The organism is Actinomadura latina NBRC 106108 (genome assembly GCF_001552195.1).
GTDB lineage: Bacteria > Actinomycetota > Actinomycetes > Streptosporangiales > Streptosporangiaceae > Spirillospora > Spirillospora latina.
In genome coordinates, this window is sequence record NZ_BCQS01000011.1 from 354674 (window position 1) to 373943 (window position 19270).

13 protein-coding genes, 2 pseudogenes and 1 other annotated feature are annotated in these 19270 nt (G+C 69.2%); of the genes and pseudogenes, 6 read left to right on the forward strand and 9 right to left on the reverse strand.

What is annotated here, in order from left to right; translation table 11 throughout:
- Positions 1-483: 483 nt before the first annotated feature.
- Positions 484-801, forward strand: a pseudogene (locus AL2_RS36430) (transposase); the annotation flags it as partial.
- Positions 802-1535: 734 nt separating this feature from the next.
- Positions 1536-1879: pseudogene (locus AL2_RS17550) on the forward strand (transposase); the annotation flags it as partial.
- Positions 1763-1876: a sequence feature (AL1L pseudoknot), on the forward strand. (Overlaps the previous pseudogene by 114 nt.)
- A gap of 208 nt (positions 1880-2087) precedes the next feature.
- Here the strand turns inward: AL2_RS17550 and AL2_RS17555 are convergent.
- Positions 2088-3605, reverse strand: a complete 1518-nt coding sequence (locus AL2_RS17555) for an alpha/beta hydrolase (RefSeq protein WP_067634912.1) — start codon at positions 3603-3605, stop codon at positions 2088-2090.
- 362 nt (positions 3606-3967) lie between these two features.
- On the opposite strand from AL2_RS17555, the gene AL2_RS17560 reads away from it, so the two are divergent.
- Positions 3968-6526, forward strand: coding sequence for a collagenase (locus tag AL2_RS17560; RefSeq protein ID WP_245666703.1), 2559 nt, complete (start codon positions 3968-3970; stop codon positions 6524-6526).
- A gap of 89 nt (positions 6527-6615) precedes the next feature.
- Here the strand turns inward: AL2_RS17560 and AL2_RS17565 are convergent, their stop codons facing one another.
- From AL2_RS17565 to AL2_RS17585, 5 genes are read right to left on the reverse strand one after another with little or no spacing between them, the layout of a single operon-like run.
- On the reverse strand, positions 6616-7587 hold the full coding sequence (locus tag AL2_RS17565; protein ID WP_067634913.1) for an ABC transporter ATP-binding protein: 972 nt from the start codon (positions 7585-7587) through the stop codon (positions 6616-6618).
- Positions 7584-8549, reverse strand: a complete 966-nt coding sequence (locus AL2_RS17570; RefSeq protein ID WP_067634914.1) for an ABC transporter ATP-binding protein — start codon at positions 8547-8549, stop codon at positions 7584-7586. Before AL2_RS17570 ends, AL2_RS17565 begins: the two co-directional genes overlap by 4 nt.
- Entirely contained in the window at positions 8546-9535 is a 990-nt protein-coding gene (locus tag AL2_RS17575; RefSeq protein ID WP_067634915.1) for an ABC transporter permease, read from the reverse strand. The genes AL2_RS17570 and AL2_RS17575 overlap by 4 nt, the downstream gene beginning before the upstream one ends.
- Positions 9532-10479, reverse strand: a complete 948-nt coding sequence (locus AL2_RS17580) for an ABC transporter permease (RefSeq protein ID WP_067634916.1) — start codon at positions 10477-10479, stop codon at positions 9532-9534. The genes AL2_RS17575 and AL2_RS17580 overlap by 4 nt, the downstream gene beginning before the upstream one ends.
- Positions 10479-12140 carry an ABC transporter substrate-binding protein gene (locus AL2_RS17585; protein ID WP_067634917.1) on the reverse strand — a complete coding sequence of 554 codons (1662 nt, stop codon included), beginning with the start codon at positions 12138-12140 and terminating at the stop codon, positions 10479-10481. The genes AL2_RS17580 and AL2_RS17585 overlap by 1 nt, the downstream gene beginning before the upstream one ends.
- A 100-nt stretch (positions 12141-12240) precedes the next feature.
- On the opposite strand from AL2_RS17585, the gene AL2_RS17590 reads away from it, so the two are divergent.
- The gene (locus AL2_RS17590) at positions 12241-13671 is read left to right on the forward strand and encodes an aminopeptidase P family protein (RefSeq protein ID WP_067634918.1); all 1431 of its coding nucleotides are present in this window, start codon (positions 12241-12243) and stop codon (positions 13669-13671) included.
- 77 nt (positions 13672-13748) lie between these two features.
- Here AL2_RS17590 and AL2_RS17595 read toward each other — a convergent pair whose 3' ends face one another.
- The 3 genes from AL2_RS17595 to AL2_RS17605 all read right to left on the reverse strand — a co-directional run bounded on the left by AL2_RS17595 (position 13749) and on the right by AL2_RS17605 (position 16937).
- Positions 13749-15029, reverse strand: coding sequence for a S1 family peptidase (locus AL2_RS17595; protein WP_067634919.1), 1281 nt, complete (start codon positions 15027-15029; stop codon positions 13749-13751).
- A gap of 190 nt (positions 15030-15219) precedes the next feature.
- Positions 15220-15891 carry a GntR family transcriptional regulator gene (locus tag AL2_RS17600; protein WP_067634920.1) on the reverse strand — a complete coding sequence of 224 codons (672 nt, stop codon included), beginning with the start codon at positions 15889-15891 and terminating at the stop codon, positions 15220-15222.
- A gap of 89 nt (positions 15892-15980) precedes the next feature.
- Positions 15981-16937: a LysR family transcriptional regulator gene (locus AL2_RS17605; protein ID WP_067634921.1), complete on the reverse strand. Its 957-nt coding sequence runs from the start codon at positions 16935-16937 to the stop codon at positions 15981-15983.
- Between the two features lie 170 nt (positions 16938-17107).
- Here AL2_RS17605 and AL2_RS17610 point away from each other — a divergent pair, with 170 nt between their 5' ends.
- On the forward strand, positions 17108-17932 hold the full coding sequence (locus AL2_RS17610) for an ATP-binding protein (protein ID WP_067634922.1): 825 nt from the start codon (positions 17108-17110) through the stop codon (positions 17930-17932).
- A gap of 180 nt (positions 17933-18112) precedes the next feature.
- On the forward strand, positions 18113-19264 hold the full coding sequence (locus AL2_RS17615) for a branched-chain amino acid ABC transporter substrate-binding protein (protein ID WP_067634923.1): 1152 nt from the start codon (positions 18113-18115) through the stop codon (positions 19262-19264).
- The last annotated feature ends 6 nt before the right edge of the window (positions 19265-19270 follow it).

Sequence of the window (19270 nt, forward strand, 5' to 3'; positions counted from 1 at the left end):
GGTTGGCCTTGATATCGCCGTAGGGCAGGACCTGCCGTTGGTGTCGCCACCGTGCCGTCTCAATCTTGGCAAGGATGCCAAGGTTCCGAAGTAACCATGAGGTACAGGCCGGGTGAGGCGCGGCGATCAGAGCCCTCGTATCTCTTACCTTCAACAGAAGTGCCGAAAGTGGCCATTCAGTTGCCGCATGCCCCCTCTTCGTTGTTGACTGTATCAACGCATAGTGCTGAGGAGCCCTTGGTAGCAAAACGGCCTGCAGGATCGCATCGTCTCCTGAGGCAACACGAGGGGAACTGCAGAAGAATACGCAGGCGCGCGTTCCAGAGGGTGTTCAACGATCCGTTAGTCGAGACTCGAAGCCAAAGATGCTAGCACGCCCAACCCGTCCAGTAGGGGCTATGACGTTCCAGCGCGGAAGCCGTTCGGGATCTGATGGATCTAGCCGAAGAATAGCAAAATTGCCAACACTGATTCAATGTAAATCGCTGCGAGGACCGCATCCGGTGCGCCAAGGACGCCGGCCTGCGCAACCTGCCCCTGCACGGCGCCGCCGCCAACCAGATCTGGCTGGAGATCGTCGCGCTCGCCTCGGAACTGACCGCCTGGACCCAGATGCTTGCCCTGACCGGCCACCCGGCCCGCACCTGGGAACCCAAACGCCTGCGGCTGCGGGTCTTCTCCGCCGCCGGGCGCCTGGTCCGCGGCGGCAGCCGCCTCCGGCTCCGGCTCAGTGACCACTGGCCCTGGACCGACCTGATCACCACCGCGATCACCCGGCTGCAGATGCTTCCCGCACCCTGACCAGCGACAAGCCGTCCCATCAACCCCAGGAAGGAAACCCCAGGGCCCCTGGAACCCCGCCCACCCGACGCGTCAGTCGGGCCGAGCGGCTGACCCGCCACTGAAAACAAAGAGTCGGTTGGGTCGCTCCGCGACCCAACCGACCTCACGAAAGATCGAGGCTAGATCCCACTCGGCAATAGGTCGCTCTCTGTGAGCATCGAGGCCGCAGGCGGTCGTCCTGACCCGGAGTTAGAGAAGGGGCACCGGTGTGATGTGGTGATCTACAACGTAAAGACGCGAAAGCCTTGTCTCCAACGAGACCTGCAGCAGCGACTTTGTTGCACCGGCTAACAGACCGCCAGGGCCGGCTCGATCAGCGTGGCGGCGAGCCGACATCCAGTCCGCCTGACCGCTCGTTCTCGGGGTCGTCATTTACAGATGCCGGGGTAACGGCCTCAGCTTTCTTGACACTTCGTTCGGGCTGGCCAGGCTCGGCCTATAATTCAAGGTTTTTCGTTTGCATGTCACCACCCAGCCGGGGGTATGAGTTCCGTCGAAGAACGCGCCGACCACCCGCCCGGCCGGTCCGACGGCCGTGAGACGCGCTGGAGGGGGCTGACCGATTGCTGGTGCGCGTCACCTGGGTCAGGTGGAGCGTCCCGGGTTGGGTGGAGGCCCTGATACCTGGAAGGGTGAGGGCTATGGCACCCCCGAGGAAGTATTCCCCTGAGCTGCGTGAACGCGCGGTCCGGATGGTCTTTGAGGTGCGTGAGCAGACAGGTGAGAGGACCGGGACGATCGCCCGTGTCGCCGACCAGCTCGGGGTGCATCGTGAGGCGTTGCGGACCTGGATCCGGCAGGCCGAGATCGATGGCGGGCAGCGTCCAGGGACCACGACCAGCGACGCGCAAAGGATCGCCGAGCTGGAGCGCGAGAACCGTGAGTTGCGGCGGGCGAACGAGATCCTGAAGGCCGCGTCCGCGTATTTCGCCCGGGAACTCGACCCGAAACTGCCGCGCTAGTCGAGTTCATCGATTCCCACCGGGAGCAGTTCGGTGTTGACCCGATCTGCGCGGTGCTGGAGTGCGCGCCGTCGACGTAGCTTCGCCCCGGAGAAGTACTGGCGCGGCCCCGTCTGGCTCGACCAGGCGTACTTCTCCCTCAAGTGCCTGCAGAGGTACGGCTACCGCGCCGACGCGTCCGCTGGTCCGCGGCACTGCTGCTGGCCTTGGACTGATCTCCGACGGACTCACCGGCCGGTGGGGCCTGCCGTGTACCCGGCAGGCCCCCTCGGAGTCACCGGGTCACGTGGCGAACTGGCGCGGGACGGCGGTCGCCGGCGTGCGGAGTGCGGTGGCCGGCGCCGGCGCGACCCAGACCGGGGTCGGGTCCGGGTTCTTCTCACAGGTGCGGTCGACGAGGCCGCGGTCGGTGGGGACCCTTCCGGTGCGGAGGTAGTCGATCAGGAGGTCGTCCAGGCACTTGTTGCCGGCGAAGGTGATGGCGTGGCTTCCGCCGCCGCGATCGACGACCAGGCGGGCGGACGGGAGCGCGCGGGCCATTTCCAGGCCACCCTTGTAGGGCGTGGCCGGGTCGTCTGTGGCTTGGAAGAGGAGGACCGGCGGCAGGCCCTTTCCGGTGATCCTAGTCCGGTGTCCCGCCTTGACCGGCCAGTAGAGGCAGCCGGCGTTGAACCACATGTTGTTGTAGGTGTAGAAGGGGGCCTTCTCGTTGACCTCGGCCTGGTCCCTCTGCCAGAACCGAAAGTCGCGGGGCCATTTGCTGTCGGCGCACATGACGGCGTTGTACAGGTCGAACGAGTCGTCTTCCGGGTTCGGTGCCGCGTAGCGCTCGTAGGCGGTGACGAGTGGGGCGGTGTCGCCGGAGTTGGTGTACGCCGAGAGGACGGTCGCCAGGCGCGGCCAGCGGAGTGCGTTGTAGCCGCCCGCGACCTGGGTGTCGTCGAACTCGTCGGGGCCGATCCTGCCGACTGGGTTTGCGCGGAGTTCGGCGCGCATGGCGTACCACTTGTCGGCGATCTCGTCGGGATCGGTGCCCAGGTGGTAGACGTCATCGGCCTTGGCCGCCCACTCGGTGAAAGCCTTGAACCGCTTCTCGTGCTGGAGGTCCTGCCGGATGTTGTGGTCGTACCAGGAGACTGATGGGCCGACGATGCTGTCCAGGACGAGGCGGCGGACGTGCCTGGGGTACAGCTGGGCGTAGGTCGAGCCGAGGGTGGTCCCGTAGGACCAGCCGAAGAAGCTGATCTTCTCGGCGCCGAGGGCTCTGCGGATGGACTCCATGTCGCGGACGTGGTCGAGGGTCGACAGGTGCGGCAGGAGCCGGGAGTACTTCGCTGTGCATTTCGCGACGTAGCCGGCGGCCTTCCTGAGCCAGGTCCGTGTGGTGCCCTGGCTCGGCTGGTAGTCGGGGCGGGGGCCGTCGAAGTAGTGCGGGTCGCAGGACATGTGCGGCTCGCTGTGCTGGGATCCGCGCAGGTCGAAGCCGATCCAGTCGTAGGCGGCGGCCACGTCGGGGGGGAGTTGGTCGGGGATCCAGGTGGCCATCCATAGGCCGCTGATGCCCGGTCCGCCGGGGTTGAGCAGGATCGGGCCCTGCCGCTGGTCCTCGGGTGCCGTGGCCGGCAGCCGGTTCACCGCGATCTTGACCGTGCGCCCGTCCGGATGAGCGTGGTCGACGGGGACCTCCAGCATCGCGCACTGCAGGGTGGGGTGTTCGGTGTCGCCGCAGGACCGCCATTGTGGGGACTCCTGCGCGGCGGCCGCCCGCGGTGGGACGGTCAGCGCGGCGGCGGCCAGCATAGCCCCGCCCGCGATGACCGCCGCACTCCGACGGCTCGGCTTTGGCTGTTTCACTAGTGCCTCCCGGTCAGTGAAATTGCAGTGTACAATTGCAGACTTCTTTTGAGGCTGTCCGCATTCGGCAACGGGCGGAGATCCGGCACCGGAAAGAGTCCGCCACCTCAGCGAATGCCCATCCCTGCCGTCACGCGAATCCGGGCACTCGGACGATCCATAACCGAGATCGATGGGGCCGTGTATGACCACGGCGCGGATCCGGCTTGCACACTGCGGGCGCACGCTTCCCCCACCCCCTCCGGGCGTTGGACCCCGGACCCCTGAATCCGTCCGTTCCAATGGGAATGTCTCCGAAGGAAACCCCCGTGAGAAACAGACGCAGATCCGTCAGATGCCTGCAGGCGTCGGCCGCGCTCCTACTGGGAATCAGCTTCCTGGTCTCCCCTGCGAGCCCCGCGAACGCCGCCCCGAAACCGCCCCCCGTCAGCACTCCCGACGATCGGGCGCCGCACGTCCAGAAGTCCCCGCTCCCGGCCAAGGACCGTCCGCCGCTGTCGGCGGAGAAGGACGCGCTGAAGAGCAGCCCCGAACAACCGAAGAAGTCGGCTGAGCACAAACGGCCGTCCATGAAGAGCACGGCGAAGGCGAAGAAGAACGCGCCGAAGGCCACTGCCAAGGCGGCCGCCTGCAGCCCGAGTGATTTCACGAGCCGTTCGGGAAGCGCGCTGGTCCAGCAGGTCAAGTCGTCGACGACCGACTGCGTCAACTCGCTGTTCAGCCTGACCGGCGGGGACGCCTACTACGCGTTCCGCGAGTCGCAGATGGTGACGATCGCGTACGCGCTGCGCGACAACGCGGTCTACTACCCGGGCGACAACAGCACGAGCACGGCCCAGCTCGTGCTGTACCTGCGCGCCGGGTACTACGTCCAGTGGTACAACTCCTCGACCGTGGGCACCTACGGGCAGTCGCTGAAGACCGCGATCCAGTCCGGCCTGGACGCCTACTTCGGCAGCTCCAAGTCCTCGACGGTCAGCGACGCCAACGGTGAGGTCCTCGCCGAGGCGGTCACGCTGATCGACAGCGCCCAGGAGAACGCGCGCTACCTCTACGTCGTCAAGCGGCTTCTGAACGGCTACAACAGTTCTTACGACGCCTCTTGGTGGATGCTCAACGCGGTCAACAACGTGTACACCGTGCTGTTCCGCGGCCACCAGGTTCCGGAGTTCGTCTCCGCGGTCCAATCGGACCCGAGTGTCCTGGACGCGCTCAACTCGTTCGCCGCCGGCCACCTCGGCCTGCTCGGCACCGACCGCAGCTACCTGGCCTCCAACGCCGGACGTGAAATGGCCCGGTTCCTCCAGCACGCCCCGCTCCAGGCCAAGGTCAGGCCACTGGCCAAGGGCCTGCTCGGGCAGAGCAGCATGACCGGGAAGACTGCGCCGCTGTGGGTCGGCATCGCCGAGATGACCGACTCCTACGACAAGGCCAACTGCTCCTACTACAACACGTGCAACCTGCAGCAGCGGCTCGCCCAGAACGTCCTGACCATCAACCACACCTGCAGTTCCAGCATCAAGATCCGGGCGCAGGACATGACAGCGGCGCAGCTGTCGGACAGCTGCGCCAGCCTGATGAACCAGGACGCCTACTTCCACAGCCTGGTGAAGGACGGCAACAAGCCCGTCGCGAACGACAACAACACCACGATCGAGGTCTGCGTCTTCGACTCCAGCACCGACTACCAGACCTACGCGGGCGCGATGTTCGGCATCGACACCAACAACGGCGGCATGTACCTGGAAGGCGACCCGGCCGCTGCCGGGAACCAGCCGCGGTTCATCGCCTACGAGGCCGAATGGGTCCGCCCCACGTTCCAGATTTGGAACCTCAACCACGAGTACACCCACTACCTCGACGGCCGGTTCGACATGTACGGCGACTTCAACGCCGGCATCACCACGCCGACCATCTGGTGGATCGAAGGGTTCGCCGAGTACGTCTCCTACTCCTACCGGAAGGTGAACGACGACTCGGCGATCGCCGAGGCCGCGAAGGGCACCTACGCGCTCAGCACCCTGTGGGACACCACCTACAGCAACGACACCACCCGCATCTACTACTGGGGCTACCTGGCGGTGCGGTACATGTTCGAGAAACACCCGGGTGACCTCGCCACCGTCCTGGGCTACTACCGCGCCGGAAACTGGAACGCCGCCCGGTCGTTCCTGACCGGCACCATCGGCAGCCGCTACGACAGCGACTGGCGCACATGGCTGGCCGCGTGCGCGTCCGGCGCGTGCGCGGAGGGCGGCGGTGGCGGCGGCAACCAGGCGCCGACCGCGAAGTTCTCCCACTCGGCCAACGGCCTGGCGGTGAACTTCACCGACCAGTCCACCGACTCCGACGGCACCATCGCCTCCCGCAGCTGGGACTTCGGCGACGGCACCACCTCGACGTCGGCCAACCCGTCCCACACCTACGGCGCCGACGGCACCTACAGCGTCTCGCTGACGGTCACCGACAACTCCGGCGCCACCGCCACCAGTACCCAGCAGATCTCGGTGTCCGCCGGCGGCGGCGGTGGCGGCGGGACCGAGTGCACCGGGTCCGACACACGCCAGCTCGGGCAGAACTGCCTGCGCAGCAACCTGTCGGGAGGGCAGGGCGACCTGTCCTACCTCTACATCTACATCCCGTCCGGCACCCGGTCGCTCACCATCACCTCGTCCGGCGGGACGGGCGACGCCGACCTCTACTACAACGCCAGTTCATGGGCCACGTCGACGTCCTACACCCAGCGTTCCACCAACGCCGGAAACGGTGAATCCCTCACTATCTCCAACCCGCCCGCCGGCTACAACTACATCAGCCTCTACGGGAAGGACGCGTTCAGCGGCGTGACCGTGAAGACCGAGTACTGATCCGCCACCTCACCGACGAAGAACGCCGGGGCCGGACCGCGATGGTCCGGCCCCGGCGCCGTTTCTCAGGAGAGCCGGGGCGAGTGTGCTCAGGAGGAGGGCGGGGCGAGCTCGAACGGGCCGAGCTCCGGGAAATGGCAGGCGACCCGGCGGCCATTGACCTCGGTGAGCAGCGGCCGCTCGGTGCGGCACCGGTCCGCGGCCTTGAAGCAGCGCGGGTGGAAGGCGCATCCGGCGGGCGGGTCGGCCGGGCTCGGCGGATCGCCGCGCAGCACGATCCGCTCCCGTGCCCGCTCCGCCGCCGGGTCGGGCAGCGGGATCGCCGACAGCAGCGCCCTGGTGTAGGGGTGCGCCGGCGCCCCGTAGATCACGTCCCGCGCCCCGATCTCGACGATCCGGCCGAGGTACATCACGGCGACCCGGCCGCACACGTGCCGCACCACCGCCAGATCGTGCGCGATGAACACGTACGCCAGGTCGAGCTGCCGTTGCAGGCGGGCGAGGAGGTTGGCGATCTGCGCCTGGATCGACACGTCGAGCGCCGACACCGGCTCGTCCGCGACGACGAGGCGGGGACGGGTGACCAGCGCGCGGGCGATCCCGATCCGCTGCGCCTGCCCGCCGGAGAACTCGTGCGGGTACCGGTCGATGTGCTCGGCGCCGAGCCCGACCAGCTCCAGCATCTCCTGGACGAGGTGGCGTGGAGCGTCCGCACCGTGCGCGCGGAGCGGCGCGGCCACGATCGAGCCTACGGTGTGCCGCGGGTTCAGCGACGAGAACGGGTCCTGGAAGATGATCTGCAGGTCGTGGCGGAGTGAACGCATCCGCCGCTGCGACAGCCCGGTGATGTCCTGGCCGTCGAAGGTGATCCGCCCGGCGGTGGGGTCCAGGAGCCGGACGAGCATCCGCCCTGTGGTGGACTTCCCGCAGCCGGACTCGCCGACCAGCCCGAGTGTCTCCCCGGCGCGAACCTCAAGGTCGAGGCCGTCCACGGCCCGGACGGCGCCGCGCCGGGTGTGGAACGTCTTGGTCAGCCCGTCCAGTTTCAGCAGGGGCGTCACGATGTCACCTTCTTCGTGGCCGTCAGGTGGCACGCCGCCTGGTGGGACGCGCCCTCCAGGTCCGGGCGGACGGTCTCGCACGTCGCGATCCGGTCGGGGCAGCGCGGATGGAACGGGCACCCCGCCGCCGGAGTCAGCGGAGACGGCGGGGTGCCCGCGATCGGGGTCAGCTCGCCGGCGGGGCCGGTGAGCCTGGGCAGTGAGCCGAGCAGCCCGCGCGTGTAGGGGTGGCGGGGCTCGGCGAACAGAGCGTCGACGTCCGCCCGCTCGACCGCCCGTCCCGCGTACATGACCAGGACGTCGTCGGCGACCCGCGCGACCACCCCCAGATCGTGCGTGATCATCAGGACGGCGAGGCCCCGCTCTCGCTGGATCGTCGCGATCAGTTCCAGGATCTGCGCCTGGACGGTCACGTCCAGCGCGGTGGTCGGCTCGTCGGCGATCAGCAGGTCCGGCTCGCACGCCAGCGCCATGGCGATCATGACGCGCTGGCGCATGCCGCCGGAGAACTGGTGCGGGTAGTCGCCGGCGCGCTCGCCGGGATCGGGGATCCCGACGTCGGCGAGCAACTGCACGGCGTGCTTGTGCGCCGCCCGCCGGGACGCGCCGAAGTGCAGTCGCCGCGCCTCGGCGATCTGCTCGCCGATGCGATAGTGCGGGTGCAGCGACGACAGCGGGTCCTGGAAGATCATCGCGACCCGGCGACCGCGCAGCGCGCGGATATCCTCCCGGTCGGCGCCGACGACCTCGGTGCCGGCGACGTCGATCGACCCGGTCACCCGGGCCTGGTCGTGCAGCCCCATGATCGCGAGGCTGGTCACGGACTTGCCGGAGCCGGACTCGCCGACGATGCCGAGGGTGCGGCCCTCGTCCACGGTGAACGACAGCCCGTCCACCGCGCGGGCCGTGCCTTTCGGGCCGGTGAACTCGACGGTCAGGTCCCGGACGGTCAGCAGGCTCATTGGTATCTCACCTGGGGGTCGAGCACGGCGTAGAAGAGGTCGACGACGAGGTTGGCGAACGTGATGAAGAACGCGGCCAGCAGCGCGACACCCATCACGACCGGCTGGTCGGATTTCTCGATGGAGTCGATCGTGAGGCGGCCGAGTCCGGGCAGCCCGAACACGCTCTCGGTGATGATGGCGCCGCCGAGGAGCGCGCCGAGGTCCATGCCGAAAACGGTGAGGACGGGGGTGAGCCCGGCGCGGAGCCCGTGCTTGGTGACGACCGTCCGCTCGGGCAGGCCCTTGGCGCGAGCCGTCCGGATGTACGGCTCGGCCATCGTCTCCACCATCGACGCCCGCGACAGCCGCGCGTACATCGCCGCGTACAGCAGGGCAAGGGCGACCCAGGGCAGGATGAGGTTCTTCACCCAGCCGACGGGGTCCTCGGCTAGCGGAACGTAGCTGGAATAAGGCAGCAGGCCGCCGATCTGTACGACGAGGACGGTCAGCGCCATCGCCGTGAAGTAGATCGGCAGGGACGCGGACGTCAGCGTGCCGACCATCATCGTCCGGTCGAGCAGCGAGTCCTTGCGCAGCGCGGAGACGACCCCGACGGTGACGCCGCCGACGAGCCACAGGACGGCGGCACCGATACCGATCGACACGGTCGTGGGTAGCCGCTGCATCATCAGGTCCCAGACCGGCATGTTGTTCTGGTAAGAGAATCCGAGGCAGGGGAAGTGGCACTGGACGGCCAGCGGCCCCGAACCGTAAGTGCGGCCGGCGAAGATGCCGACCAGGTAGTCGGTGAACTGCTGCCAGATCGGCCGGTCGAGCCCCATCTGGTGGTGGAGCATGGCCAGCCGTTCCGACGTGCACGACTTCCCGCACGCCTGGAGCGCCGGGTCGGCGGGGAACACGAAGAAGATCACGAACGTGACCGCGCAGATGACGAGCAGGACGCCGGCGACCCCGGCGAGGCGCAGCGCGATGTAGCGGATCACCGGCCACCCCCGCGCGGGTCGAGGGCGTCCCGGAACGCGTCGCCGAGCAGGGTGAACGCGAGGACGGTCAGCAGCAGGCACACGCCGGGCACCACGAAGAACGTCGGGTCGACCTGGTACCAGTCGATCGCCTTGGCCATCATCTGCCCCCAGGACGAGTCGGGCGGCCGGACGCCGATGCCGAGGAACGACAGCGCCGCCTCCGTGCCGATGTTGATCGGGACGGTGAGCGTCGCGAAGACCAGCACCGGGGCGAGCAGGTTGGGCAGCACCTCGCGGAACACGATCCGCATGCGCAGCATCCCGGACGCCCGCGCCGCCTCGACGAACTCCCGGTTGCGCAGCGAGAGTGTCTGCCCGCGCACGATCCGCCCGATGTAGGGCCAGCCGAAGAAGCCCATGACGAACACCAGCTCCAGTTTCCGGTTGGCGTCCGGCAGCACCGACACCAGCGCGATCATGAAGATGAGGTGCGGGAACGACAGGACGAGGTCCATGATGCGGCTGACGAACGCGTCGACCCGGCCGCCGGTGAACCCGGCGATGAGCCCGAGCACGGCGCCGACCGCGGTGGACACGACGGTCGCCGCGACCGAGATCAGCAGCGAGACGCGGGCGCCGTAGACCATGCGGCTGAACACGTCCCGTCCGGTGCCCGGCTCGACGCCGAGCCAGAAGTCGCCGTCGATGCCGCCGAACGCGCCCTTGGGCGCGCCCGCGAGCGCCTTGTCGATCTTCTCGGGGTGGAACTCGTTCGGGCCGTGCCCGTTGAGCGCGGTGAGCAGCGGGGCGGCGAGCGCCATGAGCACGAACAGCGCGATGATCGCCAGCCCGACGAGTGCGGCGGGGTCACGGCGCAGGCGCCCGCCGGCCAGCCGCCAGGGCGACCGGCCGGCGGGCGCCGGCACGCTGCCCGCCACCTCGGTGAGGGGCGGGGCGCTCACTACTTGACCCCGATGGTGGCGAAGTCGAACTCGCCCTCCCAGATGGGGTGGCCGAACGCGCCGGTGACCTTGGAGCCGTGCAGCAGCGGCAGCTTGTCGTGGATCAGCGGGACCATCGGCGACAGCTGCATCAGCTCCCGGTCGAGGGCCTGCCACTGCGCCGGATCGTTCGCCTTCACGGCCGCTTCGATCTTGTCGTTGATGGCCTTGTCGTCCATCTGGGAGACGACGGTGTTGCCCTTCGGCGTGATGTTCCGCCCGTTGAAGATCGGCGGGATGAACGAAGAGGCGGACGGGTAGTCGGCGCACCAGCCGTAGAAGACCATCTCGTCCTCCTTCTTGATGTCGCCGATCGTGTCGTAGTAGACGCTCTTGGCGACGGAGTTGATCCGTACCTTCACGCCGACGCGGGCCAGCCCCTGCTGGACGGCTTCGGCCTCGGCCTTGCCTTGCTCGGTGCTGGTGGTGGTCAGATTGATCGAGAGGCCGCCTGCTTTGCCCGCGGCGGCGAGCAGTTGCTTGGCCTTGGCCGGGTCACCGGTCGGAGGCGTGTGGAAGACGTCCTGGGCCTGCCCGCCGGTCATGGCCGGCGGGAGGTAGGAGCCCGCCAGGTCGCCGACGCCGCTGCCGCCGTGCGCGGTGCGGTACGCCTCCTTGTCGATGGCGTACTGCATCGCCTGCCGGATCTTCGGGTCGTCGAACGGCGGCTTGGTCGTGTTCAGCCCGAGGAAGCGGGTGCACAGGCTCGTCGCGCTGACGAACCGCTTCTTCACGTCCGGCCTGGTGAGGATGCGCGGCATGCTCGCCGGCGCGACACTGTAGAGGGTGATGGCCCGCTGGTCCTTGCCCTGGTCGGCGATCAGGCGCTGGTCGATGCTGGTCTGCGCGAGGCCCTCCTCCACGACGATCTTGTCGGGGCTGGCCTGGCGGACGCCATCCGACGCCTTGCTCCAGTTGGCGTTCCTGACCAGTGACAGCTTCTGGCCCCGGTCGTACGACTCCACCTTGTAGGGGCCGGACGAGAACGGCCGCTTGTCGTAGTTGACGCCGGTGTCCTTGGCCTTGGGGACGGGCGCGAACGTCGGCAGCGTCGTGATCTTCGGCCAGTCCATGGAGGGTTCCTTGAGGTGGAACACGATGGTCTGCGCGTCCGGCGTCTCGATGGACGCGAGACCGTCCTTGTCCTTGTAGGGCCCCTCGTACTTGGCGCCGCCTTCCAGCATCGTCCTCGCGTAGCCCGGGCCTTCCGGCAGGTCGGGGGCGAAGGACCGCTCCACGCCGTACTTGACGTCCGCGCTGGTGATGGGCGAGCCGTCCTCGAACTTCAGCCCCGGCTTGAGGTGGAACGTCCACGTCTTGCCGTTGTCGGACGTCGTGCCGGTGCCTGTCGCCATGTCCGGGACGACCTTGGTGCCCGCCTGCCCCGGTTCGGCGGCGTACGTCGTCAGCGTCCGGTAGAGCAGCCGGGTGCCGAAGTCCATCGCGAACATCACGTAGTTGCGCTGCGGGTCGAGGTGGGCGAAGTCCTGCGTGTACAGGACGGTGAGGGTGCCCCCCGCCTTGCCGGCGGGCGCGTCGTCTCCCGATCCGCAGGCGGACAGCCCGCCCGCGACGGCGAGTGAGAGGGCGAGGGCGAAGCAGGTCCGTACCGGACGTCTCATGGCATCTCCGTGCATTGTCGGGCGGAGTGCAATATAAAATAGTACCGTGCAATTGCACTGCAAGCCTCGTTACCGAATCTCCACCTCCGGGAACACGCACATGGATGACCGCTTCACCACGGGCAGCCACGATCTGCCCGTATCCAAGGCCCTCGCCTCCTTCATGACGCGGGACTGGGCCGCCGCAGACAAGCCGCCTCCCGGCCGTCTCGTCGTGGCGCCGTACACGCGCGCGCGTCGCGCCGCCCTGTCCGCGCACTTCCCCGGTGACCGCCTGGTCCTGCCTGCCGGGCCGCCGAGGGTCCGCAGCAACGACTGCGACTACCGGTACCGTCCGCACACCGCCTACGCCCACCTCACCGGGGACACCACGGCCGATACCGGGACCGGCGCCGTCCTGGTGATGGAGCCCACCGCCGACGGGCACGACGCCATCCTCTACCACCGGCCCCGGTCCCCACGCGGTGATGGAGGCTTCTACCGCGACCGCCGGCACGGGGAGTTCTGGGTCGGCCCCCGCGCCACCCTCGCCGAAACCGAGGAGAGGCTGGCGATCACCTGTGCACCCCTCGACGACCTCGAGAAGGCGCTGCGCGGCCCCGGCCCGACCCGCGTGATCCGCAACGTCGACCCGGAGATCGACCGGGCGGTCCCGGCGGATGATCCGCAGCCCGACCGCGAGCTCGCCGCTCGCGCCGCGGAGCTGCGCCTGGTCAAGGACGACTGGGAGATCGCCCAGATCCAGGCCGCCGTCGACCACACCGTGACCGCCTTCACCGAGGTCGCCGCGAGGCTGCCGCAGGTCACCGGCGTGCCGCGCGGGGAGCGCTGGGTGGAGGGCACCTTCGACCGCGTCGCGCGCATCGAGGGCAACGGGGTCGGCTACGAGACGATCGCCGCGTCCGGCGCGCACGCCTGTGTCCTGCACTGGACCCGGAACGACGGGGCGCTACGTCTCGGCGACCTGCTCCTACTCGACGCCGGCGTGGAGACCGACACGCTCTACACCGCCGACATCACCCGCACCCTCCCGATCAGCGGCTGGTTCACGCCGCGGCAGCGGCAGGTGTACGACCTCGTCTACCACGCCCAGGAGGCCGGCCTCGCCGCCATCCGCCCGGGCGCCCGGTTCCGCGACTTCCACATGGCCGCGATGCGCGTCATCGCCGAGGGCCTGGAGGACTGGGGCGTGCTGCGCAGCGCGGAAGAGGCGCTCGATCCAGAATCGGGCGTCTACCGTCGCTACACCCTGTGCAGCAGCGGGCACATGCTCGGCATGGACGTCCACGACTGCGCGGCGGCGCGCGCGTCCGAGTACCTCGACGGGGTGCTGCGGCCCGGCCACGTCCTGACCGTCGAGCCCGGCCTCTACCTCCAGCCGGACGATCTGACGCTCCCGCCGGAGCTGCGGGGCATCGCCGTCCGGATCGAGGACGACGTGCTGGTGACCCAGCAGGGCGCCCGCCTGCTGTCGGCGGAACTCCCGCGTCACCCGGAAGAGATCGAGCTCTGGATGCAGTCCCTCTCCTGAGAGCACGGATCCGGAAAGCACGGGCGGGCGGTGCCGCCCCGCAGCGGCACCGCCCGCCCATCCCCATCCGTGGTGGATCACCCGCTGAGCAGGGAGACCCCCCACGTGGACAGGGCGCGGCCGATCGGTTCGTGGATCATGCCGCATCCCGAATTGGGGCCGCCGCTCAGGATGCCGTGGGCGTAGTTGCCGTAGAAGACGCCGCTGCCGCTGTCACCGGGGCCGTCGCACGCGGTGCTCCAGGTCATGCCGGCGAGCGTCCGGTTCGGGTAGGAGACGGTGGCGTCGACCTCGGTGACCGTTCCGCAGGTGTAGCCGGTGGTCGAGCCCTGCTTGCAGACGTACCCGCCGACGTAGTCGCTTTCGCTGCCGTAGACGGGCGTGGTGTAGAGCACCCAGCCGCGCGGCTGCCACCAACTCGGGTTGTCGACCGAGATGATCGCGGAGTCGCCGTACCAGCCGAAGGTGTAGTTGGCCACGCCGCCGACGTTCTGGTAGCCGTAGCTGTAGGTGGAGACGTCCCACCAGTAGCCGATCTCGGCGCAGTGGCCGGCGGTGAGCATGTAGTACCGGCCGCCGGAGTACGTGCTGAACGCGCTGGTGCAGCGTGCCCCGTTGGTGAAGATCGCCAGGCCGGAGCGCAGCGGCGGGTCGCAGGCGTAGTCGTCGTAGCAGTACTTCGGTACCGACTTTTGCGCGTAGGTGCCGGTCTGCACGGCATCGCCGAACTCGTGCTCGGCCCAGCGCAGCACGTTGCGCTGGGCCGGGGTGAGGGCGGCGCCGCGCAGGCTGTTCAGCTTCACCACGTTGCGGGACGTGATGATGCCGGTCTGCAGGCCGTTCTCAGCGCCCTTGTTGGCTTTGCCGACGCGCTTGGCCAGGGCGGCGGACACATGCTGGAGGTGCCTGAAGCTGTACTTGACCGTGGTCGTGTTCGTGTCGCTCATGCCGGACGCCTCGGCGGTCGTCCGTGCCTTGGGCACCGCGGTCGCCTTGGTCGCCTCGGTGACGCCGATGGTGAGCTTGCCGCCGTGCTTCTGGTCAATCCATGCGCCGCCGTAGGCCGTGCCGAGATCCTTGCGGATCTTGGAGGCCAGCTTGAGCTGGGCCGGCTGGCGGTCGGCGCGGCGCCGCGCCTCGGCGGCCGAGATGTGGTGGTCCTTGGTGATCTGCTTGACGAGCGCCTGCTTGGCCTCCTTCTGGATCTGGGTCCGGGATCTGGTGCTCGGGGAGGGGGCGGGGGGCGCGCCGCGGTCGGTGGCCGCGTCGGCGGGAACCGGTGCGGCCACCGAGACCGTGATCAGGACGGCGGCCCCGGTCAAGGCCGTGGCGATGCCGCTGCGCTTGTGGCGGACCATTGGGGGGATCCTCCTTCGCGGACGGGGGTGCCACGGCTTCGGGCCGTGGCGTCCGCTGTGCAATGTGAAATTGCACTGAACTGTAAAGTGCGGAACGCGACTTGCCAAGGCCCAGGCGCGCACCCGAATGCCAGCGTGCAAGGGGCGTGGCCGGATCCGGCCACGATGTGCCCGCTGTCGGGAAGGCGGTTCAGCGCCCGCCGCGCCGCATGTGCTCCAGGTGCCCCATCATGATCTTGCGCGCCCGGTCGGCGTCCCCGGCGACCAGCGCGTCCAGGAGGTGCGCGTGCTCCCGCGCCGACGCCATCAGGTCGTCGGACGCGGCGGCGGGCTCGGCCAGCCCGTACATCCGGGACCGGGCGCGTAGCTCCAGGACCGTCCGGACCAGTATCCGGTTGCCGGTCAGTTCGAGAAGCCCGCCGTGGAAACGGCGGTCGGCGTCCAGGAAGCGGATCAGGTCCCCGTCGGCCGCCGCCGCGGCGGCCTCCTCGATCAGGACCCGCAGTGACCGCTGCGCCGCCTCCGGCACGTTTCCGGCCAGCCTCGCGACCGCGGGAACCTCTACCAACTCCCGGATCTCGGTCAACTCGGCGAGATCCCGGTCCGAGAGCGGGACGACCCGGAAACCGCGATTGCGGACGGCCTCGAAGAGCCCGTCCCGGACGAGGTCGATCATGGCCTCGCGGACGGGGGTGGGCGAGATCCCGAACTCGTCCGCCAGTGCGGGCGCGGAGTACACGACGCCCGGCCGCAGCTTCCCGCCGGCCAGTGCGCCGCGCAGCGCATCGGCGACCCGCCCGCGCAGACTGCTGTGACCGCCGAGATCCGGCAGCCCGACCGCGGCATCGGCCACCGCATCCATACGCCCCTCCTCAACCACGATCAGAATACCGTTCCGGGTCGCGGTCCCGACCGGGCGGGCGGACCGCCGGGGCCGGACTCGGACCCCGGTCACAGCAGTGGATGCACCTGGGGATGGGCGTGCCACCACGCCCCGAAGGCCGGGTGGCTGTCGGCGTGCTCCACGAAGGCGTCCGCGAGCCCCCGGTAGAGGGCCGCCGCGTCGTCATCCTCCATCCGGTCCCGGCGCCAGGCCACGATCAGCTTCGCGACCTGCGGTTCTCCCACGAGCGGCCGGACGACCGTGCCGGGCTGCGGCGGCCAGGACGGGTCCACCAGGCGTATCCCGTGCCCGGCCGCGACCAGCGGGCAGGCCGCCCCGCTCGGGGCCTCGTAGCGCACGATCGGTTCGAAGCCGGCGGCGCGGCAGGACGCCCGCAGTGAGGCGAGGGAGCCGTCGTCCGCGCCGGGCGGCGCCACCCAGGACTCGGCCTTCAGGTCGACCAGGTCGATCTCCTCCCGGCCGGCGAGCGGATGAGCCGCCGAGAGGGCGACGAAGATCGGGAATCGGGGCACCAGCGTGCGGCTCACCACCGGCGCCCGCAGCGGGACGTCGAAGCCCTCCATGGTCCCCAGCAGTGCGGCGTCGAGATGGCCCCGGGCGAGCGCGTCCCCGAGCAGCGCCGAGGACGGCTCGATGCGCAGCGAGACCTCCCGTCCAGGGAGCGCTTCGCTCACGCGGGCGACGATACTTCCCACGCACGCGAGGTGGACGCAGCCGAGCGCGAGCGCCTTGTCCTGGCCCATGGGCGGTCGCAGGTCACCGAACAGGGTGTCGAGTTCCGACAGGACCGTCCGCGCCCGGCTGATGACCTGCCGGCCCAGCGGCGTCGGCTCCAGCCCGGACCGGCTGCGCGTGAACAGCTCACCGCCGACGATGCTCTCGACCCGGCGGAGCTGGTTCGACATCGCGGGCTGGGACATGCCCATCCGGGCCGCGGCCCGGGTCACACTTCCCGTTTCGGCCATCGCGCACACCATGCGCAGATGACTGATATCGAGGTCCATAGCCGGAAATTATGCATCAGCTGATGACCCCTGGCGGGGACCAATGGCCATACTTCCCGTACTCCTTCGTTGAAGTGAGCGATCGGCCGCCGGGAGAGGTCCTCCTCACCGCCCCTCTCCCGGCAGCCGAGGATGCGCGCGTCCAGTGACTCTTACGGGAAGCGATCGATATGGACGAACCGCGGACGGCCGAGAAGGAGGGCGCCCAGCCGGACGACCGCTTGAGCGTCGGCTCGGCCGGCGGTCTGCGCGACGGCGCCTTCCCGGCCTGGCCGTTACCGCCCGGCCCGAAGGCAGCGGGCACGGCACGGGCCATCGTGCGTTCGGTCTTCGACGAACTGGGCATCCGGCCGGTCGCGCTCGACGGCGCGCAGGTGATCGTTTCCGAGATCGCCACCAACGCGGTGGTGCACGGGGCCCGCGACCGGGTGGAACTGTGGGCCCACATCAGCCACCGGACCCGTCCCGCGGTCACAGTGCAGGTCTTCGACGCCGCCCCCTGGCGCGGCCCCGGCGAGTTCCCGGCCCCGCCCGCGGAGCCGTCCGACGCGTGCGGAGGGCGCGGCCTGCTTCTCGTGAACGCGCTGACGGCGGAGAACGGCGGCCGCTGGGGTGTCCATCCCACCAGGTCCAGGCTCGGACCGGACCCGTTGCCCGGCAAGGCCGTCTACTTCACGATCCCGATGCCGGCGGCGAGCCCGGCGCCGCCGGCTCCGGCGCCGTGGCCCGTGCACGAGCGCGTCCGCGCGCTCGCGGACGCGCGCGGGCTGCGGCCGCGCGTCTCGCTCGGTCCCGACGCGGCGGTCATTCACTTCACCGTCGGCCTGTGGGTCTGGGTCAAGGGCGAGTCGCTGCTATACGAGCGGCCGGGGCACGGTGTCGTCCGGCACCCGGTGTCGGACGCGGTCGAGGTGGTCGAGCAGATCGTCCGGCACAGCGAGGAACTCGCCACCGCGGCCTCGGCGTATCGCGCACCGTCCTGGGATCTGCACTGAGTGCGCGCCACGGCGAGGGGACGCCACGGCGACCAGGTCCGTGACCTGTGTGTTAGGTGGCCGTCAGGTGGATTCACCCTCTTGACGTGGCAGGACCGTACCTGTGCAATGTCACATGTCATACGGAGACGGTCGCATCGGCGCAGCGCCACCTTGACCGCCTCAGAAGGGAAGACCCGGATGAAGAAGCTCGCGTTGGGCGCCGTCCTCGGAGCGGCGTCCCTGGCGGTGTCCGCCTGCGGCCAGGGACTGCTCGGTTCGGACGACACCGCGGATTCGGGCCCGATCGTGATCGGGATGGTGGTCCCGTTGTCGGGCGCCAGCGCCGACATCGGCCCGTACATGAAGAACGGCGCCCAGATGGCCGTCGACGAGATCAACGCGCGCGGCGGCGTCCACGGCCGGACGCTGCGGCTGCGCGCTGAGGACGGCGCCTGCGACCCGAAGACCGCGGTCGCGGCGGCCAGCAAGCTGGTCGCCGCCGAGATCGTCGTCTCGGTGGGCGGCTACTGCTCAGGGGCGACGCTGCCCACGCTCCCCGTCTTCGACCGCGCCGCGATCCCGATGATCATCCCCGCGGCGAACTCCACCGAACTGGTCGAGCAGCGGCTCGAGCACGTGTTCCTGCTCAACGGGACCGGCGACCAGCAGGCGCTGGCGGCGATGAACTGGATGGCCAAGAGCGGCGCACGGAAGGTCGCGGTCCTGCACGACAACACGTCCTACTCCAAGGACATCGCAACGCGGACCGCCACCGCGCTCGAGAAGCCCGGTGGCCCGGAGAAGACGGCTTTGGACGCCGTCAACCCCGGTGAGAGCGACTACTCCGCGAACATCGCGAACGTCCTGAAGACCGGACCCGACTTCATCTACTGGACCGGTTACTACCAGGAGGGCGGCCTACTCGTACGGCAGTTCCGGCAGGCCGGGTACAAGGGCGCGTTCATGGTCGGCGACGGCTCGGTGGACGCCAAACTCATCAAGATCGCCGGGGAGAAGGCCGCGGACGGCGTCTACGCCACCATGACTCAGACGCCCGACACGATCGAGGGTGCGGGCGGCTGGATCGCCACCTACAAGCGGAAGTTCGGCAGTGACCCCGGCCCGTACTCGACCCAGTCCTACGACGCGGTGCGGGTCGCGGCCGAGGCCGTCGCCAAGGCCGGCGGCACCGACGGCGACAAGGTCGCGAAGGAACTCGCGGACATCGACGGCTTCCCGATCTTCTCCGGGCCGCTGAAGTTCACCCCGCGGCACACGCTCAGCAACGGCGGCTTCGTGATCCTCGTGGTCAAGGACGGCGCCTTCGAGTTGCACGACGCGCTGAAGTAGCCGCCG